8 protein-coding genes and 1 pseudogene are annotated in these 13,343 nt (G+C 65.9%); 6 read left to right on the plus strand and 3 right to left on the minus strand.

The genetic code is table 11. The features are described 5' to 3' along the window. The first annotated feature begins 77 nt into the window (after positions 1 to 77). From BDW41_RS02980 to BDW41_RS03000, 5 genes and pseudogenes are all read left to right on the plus strand, one after another. The gene (locus tag BDW41_RS02980; RefSeq protein ID WP_074546479.1) at positions 78 to 470 is read left to right on the plus strand and encodes a hypothetical protein; all 393 of its coding nucleotides are present in this window, start codon (positions 78 to 80) and stop codon (positions 468 to 470) included. Between the two features lie 85 nt (positions 471 to 555). Continuing rightward, positions 556 to 1,116: a cytochrome P460 family protein gene (locus tag BDW41_RS02985; RefSeq protein ID WP_074546481.1), complete on the plus strand. Its 561-nt coding sequence runs from the start codon at positions 556 to 558 to the stop codon at positions 1,114 to 1,116. A gap of 49 nt (positions 1,117 to 1,165) precedes the next feature. Next, the gene (locus BDW41_RS02990) at positions 1,166 to 2,182 is read left to right on the plus strand and encodes an alpha/beta hydrolase (protein WP_083337484.1); all 1,017 of its coding nucleotides are present in this window, start codon (positions 1,166 to 1,168) and stop codon (positions 2,180 to 2,182) included. 82 nt (positions 2,183 to 2,264) lie between these two features. Continuing rightward, positions 2,265 to 2,713: pseudogene (locus BDW41_RS23645) on the plus strand (cytochrome P460 family protein). Positions 2,714 to 2,775: 62 nt separating this feature from the next. Further along, complete coding sequence (locus BDW41_RS03000) at positions 2,776 to 3,564, plus strand: alpha/beta hydrolase (RefSeq protein ID WP_074546483.1); 789 nt, start codon at positions 2,776 to 2,778, stop codon at positions 3,562 to 3,564. Positions 3,565 to 3,656: 92 nt separating this feature from the next. Here BDW41_RS03000 and BDW41_RS03005 read toward each other — a convergent pair whose 3' ends face one another. Continuing rightward, complete coding sequence (locus BDW41_RS03005; RefSeq protein ID WP_233496753.1) at positions 3,657 to 5,351, minus strand: alpha-L-fucosidase; 1,695 nt, start codon at positions 5,349 to 5,351, stop codon at positions 3,657 to 3,659. A 115-nt stretch (positions 5,352 to 5,466) separates the two neighbouring features. Further along, on the minus strand, positions 5,467 to 8,475 hold the full coding sequence (locus tag BDW41_RS03010) for a TonB-dependent receptor (RefSeq protein WP_083337485.1): 3,009 nt from the start codon (positions 8,473 to 8,475) through the stop codon (positions 5,467 to 5,469). A gap of 848 nt (positions 8,476 to 9,323) precedes the next feature. Between BDW41_RS03010 and BDW41_RS03015 the strand changes: the two genes are divergently transcribed. Beyond that, positions 9,324 to 10,688: an alpha-L-fucosidase gene (locus BDW41_RS03015; protein WP_083337486.1), complete on the plus strand. Its 1,365-nt coding sequence runs from the start codon at positions 9,324 to 9,326 to the stop codon at positions 10,686 to 10,688. A gap of 81 nt (positions 10,689 to 10,769) precedes the next feature. Here the strand turns inward: BDW41_RS03015 and BDW41_RS03020 are convergent, their stop codons facing one another. Beyond that, complete coding sequence (locus BDW41_RS03020) at positions 10,770 to 13,292, minus strand: glycoside hydrolase family 3 C-terminal domain-containing protein (RefSeq protein WP_233496784.1); 2,523 nt, start codon at positions 13,290 to 13,292, stop codon at positions 10,770 to 10,772. Positions 13,293 to 13,343 lie beyond the last annotated feature (51 nt).

A 13,343-nucleotide genomic window follows, 5' to 3' on the forward strand; every position in this document is an offset into this window, starting at 1 on the left:
CCATCACCCGAAAGGGTGAGCGGGCCTCTCCACCATGTGGGGCTGTTGCCGGCATGGCCCGCGCCTAGGCTACGGCCATGCAGCGTCTCTTCTCCATGTTCCCCATCGGCTTGCCGGGTGTCGGCCTGCTTTGCCTGCGCCTCACCGCGGCGCTGTCGCTGTGCCTGGCAACGCAGTCGGTGCGGGCCCGGTTTCCGGCCATGGCGTGGTTGCTGGAAGTGTTTTGCTTCCTGCTGATCATCGGATTGGCGACGCCTGTGCTCGCCTCCTGCTGCGTCATGGCGGGGATGTACGCGCTGGTCAGCACCGGCGGCGCGGCGTGGCAGTGCGCGGGCATCTCCATGCTCGCCGCCGTCGCGCTCGCGCTGCTCGGCCCGGGCGCCTACTCCGTGGACGCACGCATGTTCGGCCGGCGCAGCGTCGTCCTCAATGACCCCGATGCACCGGCCGAGCGCAGGGACCGAACCTGATCGATGCACCACGCACCAGACCGATGAGCATGCCCTGAGCAAGAGCTTCACCCCACCCACCGGAATCAGCGAGGCAGGATCAGCCATGAAGCGCAAGACGACACTCGTGATAGCGGGAACTCTGTTGATGGTGACCACGCTCGCCAGCGTGGCCTTTGCCGTCTCCACGCAGGACAAGTATGCACTGAAGGTGCCGGGCGGCCTGGCCTTCTCGGAGTTCAGGGGCTACGAGAGCTGGCAGGTCGTTTCCGTCAGCGAAGACGGCGGCCTGCTCGCCGTGGTCATGGCCAACCCCACCATGATCGAGGCCTTCAAGTCCGGCATTCCCGGCAATGGCAAGCCGTTCCCGGACGGCTCGAAGATGGCCAAGGTGCACTGGAACACCAAGAAGCTCGAGACCTTCCCCGCCGCGACAGTGCCCGCCACGCAGCACGACGTCGACTTCATGGTGAAGGACAGCAAGCGCTTCGCGGACAGCGGTGGCTGGGGCTACGCCGTGTTCGACCGCGACAAGGACACGGACGCCTTTTCGCCCGGCACGCAGGCCAGCAACCCGCCGCAGGGCAACGATGCGAAATGCGGGCTCGCCTGCCACACGATCGTGAAGGGTCGCGACTACGTGTTTACCGAATACGCCAAACGGTAACGGACGTTCCCGGGCTTTCGCCTGTCACCCATTCGATGGAGAGACGACCATGCACGTCAACACGACATTCCCCATCCGCGGCCTGTTGCGCATGGCGCTGGGCGCCGCGCTCGCCCTTCCGATGACTCTCGCCGGACAGGCGCATGCGCAGTCGGCACCGGCGCCCGACGCCTGGGGCGCGCTCAAGCACGTTCACGCCGGCGTGCTCGATGTGGCCTATGCGGAGATGGGGCCGGCGAACGGTCCCGTCGTGATCCTGCTGCACGGCTGGCCGTACGACATCCGCAGCTACGCGCAAGTGGCGCCGGCGCTGGCCGCCAAGGGATACCGCGTGCTGGTTCCCTACGCGCGCGGCTATGGCGACACGCATTTCCTCTCCGCGGACACCCTGCGCAACGCCGAGCCCGCCGCGCTCGCGCAGGACGTGATCGACTTCATGGACGCGCTGCACGTCAAGCGCGCGGTGTTCGGCGGATTCGACTGGGGCGCACGCTCGGCCGACATCGTCGCCGCACTGTGGCCCGAGCGCGTGAAGGCGCTGGTCAGCGTCAGCGGCTACCTGATCGGCACGCAGGCGGCCGGCAAGGCGCCCCTGCCGCCCAAGGCCGAATACCAGTGGTGGTATCAGTTCTACTTCGCCACCGACCGCGGCCAGGAAGGCTATGCGAAGAACCATCGCGAATTCGCCAGGCTGATCTGGCAGCTGGCATCGCCCAAGTGGAACTTCGACGACGCGACCTTCGACCGAAGCGCCGCCGCCTTCGACAACCCGGACCATGTCGCGATCACCGTCCACAACTATCGCTGGCGCCTGGACCTGGCCCAGGGCGAAGCCCGCTATGCACCGCTGGAACAGCGCCTGGCGCAGCTTCCCAGGATCACCGTGCCCACCATCACCCTGGAGGGCGACGCCAACGGCGCGCCGCATCCCGCGCCGGAAGCGTATGCGAAACAGTTCACGGGCAAGTACGAGTTTCGCCTGATCACCGGCGGCATCGGCCACAACCTGCCGCAGGAAGCGCCCGAGGCGTTCACCAAGGCCGTCATCGACGCCGATCACCTTTGAGCCCTCGCGCCGGAGCGAAGCCATGAGGCCGATGCTTGTTGCGCTGCTTGCCGTCGCCGGTACCGCTGCCGCCATGACCGCCATGGCGTTCGCCACGACACGGAGCGGCACGAACCCGGCGTCGCCGATCTATGGCGTCACGCTGCCTGAGGGCTATCGCCAATGGGAGTTGATCGCCCCGGCCGAGGAAGCCGCGCCACTCGACGAATTGCGCGTGGTGGTCGGCAATGCCGTGGCGATCAAGGCTTACCGGGAAGGCAGCTTGCCGTTCCCCGATGGCAGCGTGCTGGTCAAGCTGGCGTGGAAACGCACGCCATCCGCCGAGTTCGCTTCGGCCACCTTTCCGGCGCCGCCACCACGGTGCAGGTGATGGTCAAGGATTCCGCGCGCTATGCGTCGACCGGCGGCTGGGGCTATGGCCGGTTCATCGACGGCACGCCGGCCGACGAAGCCCAGCATCGCACTTGTGATGGCTGCCACCAGGCCAGGGTGAAGGATCACGACCGGGTATTCACCCGTTACGCCCCGTAGCCGCCGCCGCACGCGGCCGATTTCATCCCGGGCAACCCCGCCCAACATCAAGGAGACAAACCATGAGGAAAGCCTTTATCGCCCTGGCGTTCGGCATCGTCACGATGCTCGCCATGAATGCGTCCGCGCAGATGTCCAAGCCGATGGACAAACCCTTCATCGTGCTGGTGCACGGCGCCTTCGCGGATGCATCCAGCTGGAACGGCGTGGTCAGGATCCTGCAGAAGGACGGCTACTTCGTGATTGCCGCCGCCAACCCGCTGCGTGGCGCAAAGAGCGACGGCGCGTACATCGGCAGCCTGGTGGCCGACCTCAAGGGGCCCGTGGTGCTGGTCGGGCACTCCTATGGCGGCAATGTCATCACCGAGGCGGCCAACGGGCATGCCAACGTGAAGTCGCTCGTCTACGTCAGCGCGTTCGCGCCTGCGCCGGGCGAGAGCCTGGGCGAGCTCACCGGCAAGTTCCCGGGCAGCACGCTCGGCCAGGCGCTGGCGCCGCCTGCCGACCTCGCCGGCGGCGGCAAGGACCTGTACATCCAGCAGGACAAGTTCCATGCGCAGTTCGCCGCGGACGTGCCCGCGGCCGACGCCGCGCTGATGGCCGTGACGCAGCGCCCGCTGCTGCAGGCGGCGCTGGATGAAAAGGCGGGCGATGCCTCGTGGAAGAACCTGCCGTCGTGGTGGATCTATGGCGATGCGGACAAGAACATCCCGCCCCAGGCCATGGCCTTCATGGCCACGCGCGCGGCGGCGAAAGAAGTGGTCGTGGTCAAGGGTGCATCGCACGTCGTGATGGTGTCGCATCCGGATGCCGTGGCACGCCTGATCGAAAAGGCCGCCGCTGCACACTGAGTGGATGCCGTGGGCGAACCGACCGTCCGGCCATCACGGCCGGGCGGTCCGGGTACATGCGCGATTCGGTGGTCGGATCCGCGTGGCTGCCCTCAGTGCGCAGCGTCCGCCATATCGATGCGATACACGTAAGCATGCAGGCCCGCCGGCTTGCCCGGCAGCTCAAGATGCAGGCCATCCGCCTTCTGATGGAAAGCCATGGTCGCTCCGGTCGACAACAGCGTGACCTTGCGTACCTTCATCGAAGGCGTGACGGATCGAATCACCGCCTGGCCTGTCGCCGGCCATTCCATTTCGATGGCGTAGAGATGCCCGTCTCGCTTGGTGAAGCGGAAATCTTCCGGCGTATAAGGCTTGGTCTTGGTGTCCTGCATGGTGCCCGCCGCGACCTGGGTAGGGCCTTCGCCAAAACGCTGCCACGGCCGCGAGCCGTAGATGGCCTCGCCATTGGTCTTCAGCCATTGCCCCATCGCCAACAGGATGCCCTTGGCTTCATCGGGAATGGTGCCGTCCGCCTTGGGGCCGACGTTCAACAGCAGGTTGCCGTTCTTGCTGACCACGTCGACCAGCAGCTGCACGATCTCGTCGGGTGACTTGTAGGTGTCGCCTTCCGCGTAGCCCCAGGAATCCGGGCTCACGGAGGTTTCGGTCTGCCACGGCTGCGCGAGGATATCGGCAGCCTGCCCGCGCTCGATATTGAGCGTGCCGGTGCCGGGCATCATGTTGTCGAGCTTGTAGTTCAGCACCACGCCCTGCTCGCGCGAGGCGGCCTGGTTGTAGTAGAAGGCCGCGAAATCGGCGAGCGCGCCGCGAAAGCGCGGCTGCCCCACCCACCAGTCGAAATACATCAGGTCGGGGTGGTAGTCCTGCACGATTTCGGAGGAACGCGCGAGCCAGTCGTCGAGATAGGCATCGGACACGAAGGTCCAGTCCACGTCCTTGCCATCCGCGCCCTTGGCGCCCTCGGTGGGATGCGCCGGGCCGTACAGGGCGGCATATTTCGGATCGTTGACGTCGGAGTCGAAGCGGCGGCCGTATTCGAAGAACCAGTCGTGCTCCGCGCGGTGCGAGGACAGGCCAAGCTTCATGCCCTGCGCGCGGATGGCCTTGGCGAGTTCGCCGATCACGTCCCGGTGCGGCCCCATCTTCATGGCCGTCCAATCGGAAAGGTGGGAGTCGTACATGGCGAAACCGTCGTGATGCTCGGCCACCGGCACCACATAACGCGCACCCGCCGCATGGAACAACGCCGCCCACGCCTGCGGATCGAAATGCTCCGCCTTGAAGCGCGGGATCAGGTCCTTGTAGCCCACCTTTGGCATCGGCCCATAGGTGTCCACCTGATGCTGGTGATAATTGGCGTATTCACCCGTGGTCTCGTACATGTGGCGCGGGTACCACTCGCCCTTGTACGCCGCTACCGAATACACGCCCCAGTGGACGAAGATGCCGAACTTCGCATCGCGATACCAATCGGGCGTGCGATACGCGGTGAGGCTTTTCCAGTCCGGCGACATCGGGCCTTGCCACGCCACTTTCCGGACCTGCGCGAGGATGGCCTGGCGCGCGCCATCGTAAGGACGGTTTGCTTCCACCCATTGGCGCTCGATGGCGACCGCATCCGGTGGCGTGAATGCCTTCAGCTGTTCGCCAGCAATGGCGACTGTCGTGCCCAGCGCACAAGCCATGGCCATCCAGCGAAGGCTGCGGCGCAATGTCGGTGAAGAAGTGGCATCGAACGAAAAGCCGCTGGGTGTGATTGCCCCGCCCTTCTTCCAGAACCTCATGCACCATCCTCCACCGCGTTATCCGTGATGGACCGGTCCCGGCATGCCGGGACGGACCCGCGCGACTCGAATCCATCGGGCCGGCCAGTGCCGGCCCGACGTCAGACACGCTCGCTTACTTGAACTTGTAGTCGAACGTGAGGAACACCTCGCGACCGTTGTATTCGCTGGCAGTCTGTCCGGTGGTGACGAACTCGAAGCCGCCCGCGTAGTACGGGATGGAGCTCACCTTGTCGAAGATGTTGGATACCGTGAGCTTCAGGTTGGTATCCGGATTCATCTGCCAGCCCACCGCGGCGTTCCAGGTGATCCACACCGGCGTGCGGCCACGATAGGTGGCATCGGGCACGTTCACCGAGACGCCATCCTGCGTCACCTGGCACACGCCGGTGCTGATCGACTCCGAGCCGTTCTGCACGTTGACCATGCCCGGCTGGATGCCGTTGGGCAGCACCACGCAGCCGGCGTAGTTCGGTGCGCGCATGCTGCCGTCGCGCACGCCGGAGATCGACACGTTCCAGTCGCCCTTGGTCCAGTCGGCGATCCAGGTCATGCGGCTCGCCACGTAGTTGTAGCGGGTGTTCTGCAGCTGGTCCGACGCCAGCACGCGCTGCTTGTACGACAGGTTGTCGGTGTAGTTGATGTTGGCGCGGAAGTTGCCGTAGTTCTCGGTGTGGAACTTGTAGTCGAGCGAGGCATCGATGCCGCTCACGTACAGCGACGCTTCGTTGATCGGGCCCGACTCCTCGGAGACGATCTGGCCCGCCGCGTTGCGCTGGACCATCTGCGTCACCATGCTGCAGTACGCCGAGCCCGGCACGTGCGCCGTGTACGGCGACAGCGCCGAGGTGCCGTTGGCCTGCAGGCCCGTGAGGCAGCCCGCCTCGTCGACCAGCACGGTGTCCTTGTCCAGATACTCGATGGCGTTGTCCACGCCCATGTGCCAGTAGTCGGCCGACACCGACAGGCCCTGCACGCCCGGAATCTGCCACACGAAACCATAGGTCCAGGAGTGGCCGGTCTGCGGTTCCAGCAGGCGGCTGCCGTTGGTGTTCAGGTTGTAGTACTGCGAGGTCGGGCGCTGCACCAGGCTGCACCACGTGCTGTTGGACTGACCGGCCTTGATCGCGTTGATGCACTGCAGGGGGTCGACGTAATCACCCACCGGCGAGGTGGAGCCGGTCAGGTAGATCGCCTGCATGTCAGGCGCCTTGAAGTTGGTGCCGTAGCTGCCGCGCAGCAGCAGGCCGTCGTACGGGCGGTACTCCAGGCCGGTGCCCCAGGTCTTGGCCACGTCGGCCTTGCTGGCGTCGTTGTACTTGTCGCCGCGGCCGGAGATGGTCCAGGTCAGCTGATTGAAGATCGGCACGCGGAACTCGGTGCCCAGCGAGAAACGCTGGCGGGTGCCGCCGCCGGTGAGGTAGGCGCCGAACGGGTTCTGGAACGTGCTCGGATCCTGCGCGCGCGGATCGGGCGAAAGCAGGAAGCCGTTGTGCGCCGCTTCGAGCACCGCGGCCCAACCCACGGATTCATCCGCCCACGGCATCTTGAACAGCTCGCCGTTGATGCGGAACTGCGCCTGGTCCAGCCACGAGGATGACGTGTTCTCGCCGTTCACCGCGAACTGGCCGTACTGCTGCGGCGTGATCGGGTTCCACCACTGCTGCCAGTTCATCGCGTAGATAGGCAGGCCGTCGGCCGTGGTGCCCTTCTGCTGGCCGAGGAAGAAGTTGTTCATCGCCGTGATGTTGATGCCGGTGTAATCCTCGCGCACCGTGTACTTCTGGCTGTTGAGATTGAAATCCCAGTTGAAGCGGCCGTCGAGGAAGGTGCCCTTCAGGCCGAGCTGCAGGTTCCAGTTCTGCTCGCGGTCGTGCGTGTTGGCCGAGGTACCCATTTCCTGTGCGGTCAGCTGGCGGATGCCCTGGTTGATCACCTGCCCGGTGGTCTGGTCGTAGAACTTGCCGGTCACTTCCACCGGCAGCTGCGTGTTGGAAATGCCCACCGTGTCGTACAGGGCGGCCGAGCCGTAGAGCTGCAGGCCGTTGCTGAAGTCGTACTCGCCGGCGATGTAGCCGTTCTGGCTGCGGCTGCCGGGCGTCAGCACCCAGTTCTGGAACAGGGCCGGCTGCGAGCAGTAGTAGCCGTTGTTGGTCACGCCGGTGATCTGCGTGCCGTTGGTGGTCACCGAATGCGACTGGCTCAGCTGCGAGTTGGTGAACTTCGAGCAGGTGCCCGCCGGCGGCGTGATGTACATGCCGTTGGCATCCGTGGCGGACAGCGCGATGGCGCCGGCCGCGTCGTACTGGTAGCCGAACATGCGCGACGCCGGGCCCCAGGCGCCGTAGCCCGCGTCGGAGACCGAATCCTGATACGGACGATCCTTGCCCCACAACGCCGTGCGGTTGGACTGCTCCAGGTTGTAGAGGATGTGCCAGTTGCTGCCGGACTTGCCGCCGAAGAAGTTGATGTCGCCGTAGTTGCGGCCGCCACGGGTGGAGGTGCCGCCGGTGACCTGCAGTTCGTCACCCTGATAGTTCTTCTTCAGGATCACGTTGATCACGCCCGCCACCGCGTCCGAGCCGTAGATGGACGAGGCGCCCGAGGCAAGGATTTCGACATGGTCGATCATGCCGATGGGGAGGTTGTTGTAGTTCTGGAAGTTGCTCTGCTTGTTCAGCGGCTGCGGGTAATCCACCACGCGATGGCCGTCGATCATCAGCAGGCTGAAGCCCGGCCCGACGCCGCGCAGGTTGACCGAGCGCGCATTGACGGAACTGGAACCCCACGAGGCGGGATCGGACTGCTGCTGGCCCACCTGCGGCAGCGAATCGAGAAATTCCCACAGCGTGGTGAAGCCCTGGTCCTTGATCTGCTCGGCGGTGATGGAGACCACCGGCGCCTGCCCTTCGACCTCCGCACGCGGAATCATGGAGCCGGTGACGGTGATGCCCTTCAGCTCCACCGCCTTCTCAGGCTTGGCGGACGACGACGTGCCCGTCGCCTGCTGCGCGGACGACTGATCGCCGGCGGACGATGCCGACTGCGCGAAAACCTGTGGCGCGAAAAGCGCCAACGCAAGGGAACTGGCGAGCACGCTGCGTCGCAAACAGATGGTGTTCATGGTTTGTCCTCCCCGAGAAACTCTGGTGTTGTGGTTGCTTCCGGGCATGGCGCCCGCCAGCACGACTCACTTCTTGTGCACTGCCCTTGCCCGCCTGCTCCGCTCCGCTTTCGCGGCCCCTGACCGGAACCAGGCGTCTCCGTTCTCTCTACCCCGGCCGCCCGGGACCTCCGCCGATGCCGTAGCCGTTGTTGCCGTCAAGCCTCCCGCGCAAACCGCGAACACGGGATACTTGCGCGCCAGCAAGCGCTTCCCCGCGTGGACCAGACCGCCAGGCCGCGCAACTCCCCATGGGCTGCACCGCACCGGTTCGCGACCCGGCCCTCCCGCCTCCATCACGTACAGATAGTATTCATATACGAACTCTCAGTTCATATGTGACCTTAGCAGCTTTATAGGCCGAACTTGAATCGATGCAAAGGGGCAATGCAGCAGAAGTTTGCGGATGTACCTTGCTCCAGCCTTGCCGCTCTCCTAAGTCACGGACGCATAAGAACTTTCGGTACTTGCCGCGCCCGACCGTACCGCCCGGCCCCTGCGCCCTCTAAAGCGCCTGACGGATCGGTCCGGCCCGGAAGGCGGAGCGGCACCGGCCAGCCATGCCCCAAAGCCGAAAGGTACCGACCGAGCCGAAAGCCGCTGTCCCGACCGCGCCACGCCCGCCACCAAGCCACCGATTGAGCCGACTACCGCACTGACGAACAGCAAGCCGGCACCTCCGGCGAAACCCTCATGATTTCACGCAAGCAAGCTGCTCGAATGTCGTTGACACGCCTTCCTACACTGTCTTTAATGCCCTATCTCTAATGGACGTCTTTACGTCCAAACGATCCGATCAAAGGTGGAGCATGAAGCGATTCGCGCGATCTCTGCTGGGTGCCGCCATGGCGCTCGCCCTCTCGCCGATGGCGGCAGCGCAAGGCACGGACGACATCAGGCCGTCTCCCCAGCAGATCCACTGGCAAGATCTGGAATTCGGCGTCATCGTCCACTTCGGCACGAACACCTTCCTCGACCGCGAGTGGGGCGACGGCACGGCGGACCCCAAGGTGTTCAACCCCGACCATGTGGATACCGCGCAATGGGCGCGCGCCAGCCGCGCAGCCGGCGCGCGCTACATGGTGATGGTGGCCAAGCACCACGACGGCTTCGCGCTGTACCCCACCGCGCAGAGCGACTACTCGGTGAAGAACAGCCCGTGGATGGGCGGCAAGGGCGACCTTGTGCGAATGGCGTCCGACGCGGCGCGCGCGGCCGGGCTCGAGTTCGGCATCTACCTCTCGCCGTGGGACCGCCACGAACCCCGCTACAGCCAGCCCAAGGCCTACGACGCCTACTACCAGGCCCAGGTCGAGGAGCTGGCGCAGCACTACGGCCCGCTGGTCGAATGGTGGCTGGACGGCGCGGGAAGCGCGGGCCACGTCTATGACTTCCCCCGCTACATCGAAACCCTGCGCACCTACCAGGCGAACGCCATGGTGTTCGCCGACATGGGGCTGTTCGAATACGGCGATATCCGCTGGGTGGGCCAGGAAGACGGCTATATCCGCGGCGAGAACTGGAACGTCATCGATCGCCACGGCTACCGGCGCTGGCGTCCCATCGAGGTGGACACGCCGCTGCACGACCTGCACTGGTTCTGGCATCCCAACGACGAGGCCACGCTCAAGAGCGTGGCGAAACTGGTGGACACCTGGGAGAACAGCGTAGGCCGCGGCGGCCAGTTGATGCTCGGCATCGCGCCGGACCGGCATGGCCGGCTGCCCGATGCCGACGTCGCCCGCCTGGAAGCCTTCGGCAAGGCGCTGCGCGAGCGCTACGGCGACGCGAGCAATCTTGCGCGCCATCACGTGGCGACGGACGAGAACACCGAAGCCGCGCTCGACGGCAACAAGGACACGTTCTGGTCCGCGCCCGCGGATTCGCGCCATGCCACGCTGGAAGTGGATTTCGGCCATCCCGTCACCTTCGACCGCACGCTGGCGATGGAGTGGCTGGACGACGGCCAGCACGTGCGCAAGTACGCCATCGAAGTCTTCGACGGCAAGGCCTGGCACGCCGTAGCTGGCGCCGAGGCGATCGGGCACATGAAGATCGACGTGTTCCCCAAGGTCACGGCGCAGCGCGTGCGGCTGAACATCCTGTCCAGCGTGGGCGCGGCATCCATCCGCGAGTTCCAGGTATTCAATGCGGCGCCGCTGTCGTCGCCATGAGCCGGTGCGTAGTCGCGCATCGGCTGTGGCCAGCCTGATGTGCGGTGCGCGCGAAGGCGAATGCATAGCCCACCGACGTGCCTAGCGCGGCACGTCGGCCCGCCCCGTCACAGTGAAGCGTGCCGGCGCCTGCCCCGCCGCAGGCTGGCGGCCGCCGACGTAGAGCTCGTAATGCCCTTCCCGCACGGCGCGCTTGCCATCGGCATCCACCAGGCTCAGGGCGCGCGCGTCGAGATGAAAGCTCACTTCGCGCTGCTCACCCGCCGCAAGCGATACGCGCCGAAAGCCAACCAGTGCGCGGCGCGGTGCATCGGCCGCATCCGGATACGCCAGATAAGCCTGCACCACTTCGGCGCCCTCGCGGCTGCCGCTGTTGCGCACGCTTACGGTCACGTCCATCGATTCGCCGGCTTTCACTCGCGTCGCTGAAAGATGCGGCGCGCCATAGGCGAAGCTGGTGTAGCTCAGTCCGTCGCCAAAGGCATACAGTGGCTCGCCCGTGAAGTAGCGGTAGGTGCGCCCCTTCATGTCGTAATCGATAAAGGGCGGAAGCTCGCGGGCATCTCGATAGAACGTCACCGGCAGGCGGCCCGCGGGGTTCAACACGCCCGCCAGCGTCTGCGCAATGGCCGCGCCGCCCTGCTCGCCCGGATACCACGCCGCGACGATGGCATCGGCGTGCTCCTTGGCCCAATTCATGGCGACGGCGCTGCCGCTCATCAGCACGACTACCAGGGGCTTGCCGCTGGCGGCGACGGTTTCGAGCAGGCGCTGCTGCGTGGCCGGCAAGCCGATATCGGTGCGATCACCGCCCAGGAAACCGGGTACGTCGACCTTGAGTTCCTCGCCCTCCACCTCCGGCGAGAGGCCCACGAAAGCGACCACCACGTCGGACGCATCGGCGGCACGGCGCGCCTCGGCCAGCTGCGCTTCCACAGGTGCGATCCATTGCAGGTGGATGCCCTGGTCCTCACCGGTGTGTTGCCATTCGATCCGGATATCACGCGGACGCGTGTCATCCACATGGATCGTTGCCGCCTGCGGCTCGCTTTCGCCCGTCGTGCCACTGATCAGATGGCCGTCCAGATAGAGCCGTACCGGATCGTGCCCCTTGCAGTCGAAACAGCGATCCACCCGCACGACCAAGGTGTAGTCGCCCGGCCCTGGCGGCAACAGCTGTCCGGTCCAGCGCACGGCATACGCCGTCGCGTCCAGCGCCTTCATCGGCGGGACGTGGTCCGTATCCATGTCGACCCGCGCATCGACGCGCGTAGCCGCCACCGGGCCGCTCAGATTTGTGTCGCGGAAATATTCGCCCTTCAGGCCTTGCGTGTTGTCCGCGTCACCGGCACGCAACGCCGTCGCCGGAATCGGCACGGGCACGCCCTCGGCCAGCGCCGCACCCTGCGCGTAACGCACATTGCGTGCGCCGAACTGTTGGCGCAGGCCATCGAGCGGCGTGACGGGGTCGCGTGCCGTGCCGTGGTAGTTCGCCTCCAGCACGGACAAGGCATCGGCATTCGGCCCGATGACGGCGACGCGGGCACCGGCCTTCAGCGGCAACGTGCCCGCGCGGTTCTTGAGCAGGACGATGGACTCGGCCGCCGCGCGCAAGGCCAGCGCGCGATCCGCTGCGGGATCGTCAGGCAGCGCCGGCGCGGACGCGTCGAACATGCCGAGCCGATAGCGCGCGGCGAACAGGCGGGTCGCCGCCGCATCGAGATCCTCGCCCTTGATCCGGCCGTCGGCGAGCGCCGCGCGCAGGCCGTCATACGCGACGCCGCAATTGAGGTCCGTGCCCGCCTGCAACGCACTGGCAGCGGAGCCCGCGTTGTCCTTGCGGTAGTGATGGAACGCGGTCATGTCGTCCACCGCATCGCAGTCGGTGACGACGAAACCCTTGAAACCCCAGTCGCGCCGAAGCCGCTCGCCCAGCAACCAGGATGACGCGCACGCCGGCACGCCATGGATGGCGTTGTACGCGCACATGATGGATCCCGCCTTGCCATCGACAATGGCCGCGCGGAAAGCCGGGAGATAGGTGTCCTCCAGATCGTGCGGCGACACGTCCACATCGAAACCGTGCCGGCCCGGCTCCGGCCCGGAATGCACGGCGAAATGCTTGGGCGTGGCGATCACCGTGGGATGCCCGGGGTCATCGCCCTGCAGTCCCTGGATAAAGGCCACGGCCAGCGTCGCCGTCAGGCGCGGATCTTCGCCATAGGTTTCCTGGCCGCGACCCCAGCGCGGATCGCGGAAGATATTGATGTTCGGCGACCAGATGGTGAGGCCGTTGTAGCGCCCGTGATCCTGATGCTGCCCGGTGGCCAGGAACTTGTCGCGCGCCTGCATCGCCACCACGCCACCCACCGTATGCAGCAGCTCGGGATCCCAGCTCGCCGCCAGGCCAATGGCCTGCGGAAACACCGTGGCCTCGCCAAAGCGCGCAAGGCCATGCAGGCCCTCGCTCCACCAGTCGTAGGCCGGAATGCCAAGGCGAGGAATCGCCGGCGCCGCACTCTGCAACTGCGCGATCTTCTCGGCAGGCGTCATCTGCGCGACGAGTTGCGCCGCCTGCTCGGTCACATGGTCGGTTGCTGCCATGGCAACGGCGGGAGCAGCCAGCAGCAACGCCACGGCCAGGCACCGGATCGC

The sequence above is a fragment of the Dyella sp. AtDHG13 genome (assembly GCF_003201105.1).
Lineage (GTDB): Bacteria > Pseudomonadota > Gammaproteobacteria > Xanthomonadales > Rhodanobacteraceae > Dyella > Dyella jiangningensis_B.

What these genes read in the sequence shown, in the direction of transcription:
- BDW41_RS03015 (WP_083337486.1), top strand. Translation starts at nt 9,324, where the DNA reads ATGAAGCGATTCGCGCGATCTCTGCTGGGTGCCGCCATGGCGCTCGCC.
- BDW41_RS03010 (WP_083337485.1), bottom strand. Translation starts at nt 8,475, where the DNA reads ATGAACACCATCTGTTTGCGACGCAGCGTGCTCGCCAGTTCCCTTGCG.
- BDW41_RS03000 (WP_074546483.1), top strand. Translation starts at nt 2,776, where the DNA reads ATGAGGAAAGCCTTTATCGCCCTGGCGTTCGGCATCGTCACGATGCTC.
- BDW41_RS03020 (WP_233496784.1), bottom strand. Translation starts at nt 13,292, where the DNA reads ATGGCAGCAACCGACCATGTGACCGAGCAGGCGGCGCAACTCGTCGCG.
- BDW41_RS02990 (WP_083337484.1), top strand. Translation starts at nt 1,166, where the DNA reads ATGCACGTCAACACGACATTCCCCATCCGCGGCCTGTTGCGCATGGCG.
- BDW41_RS02980 (WP_074546479.1), top strand. Translation starts at nt 78, where the DNA reads ATGCAGCGTCTCTTCTCCATGTTCCCCATCGGCTTGCCGGGTGTCGGC.
- BDW41_RS03005 (WP_233496753.1), bottom strand. Translation starts at nt 5,351, where the DNA reads ATGAGGTTCTGGAAGAAGGGCGGGGCAATCACACCCAGCGGCTTTTCG.
- BDW41_RS02985 (WP_074546481.1), top strand. Translation starts at nt 556, where the DNA reads ATGAAGCGCAAGACGACACTCGTGATAGCGGGAACTCTGTTGATGGTG.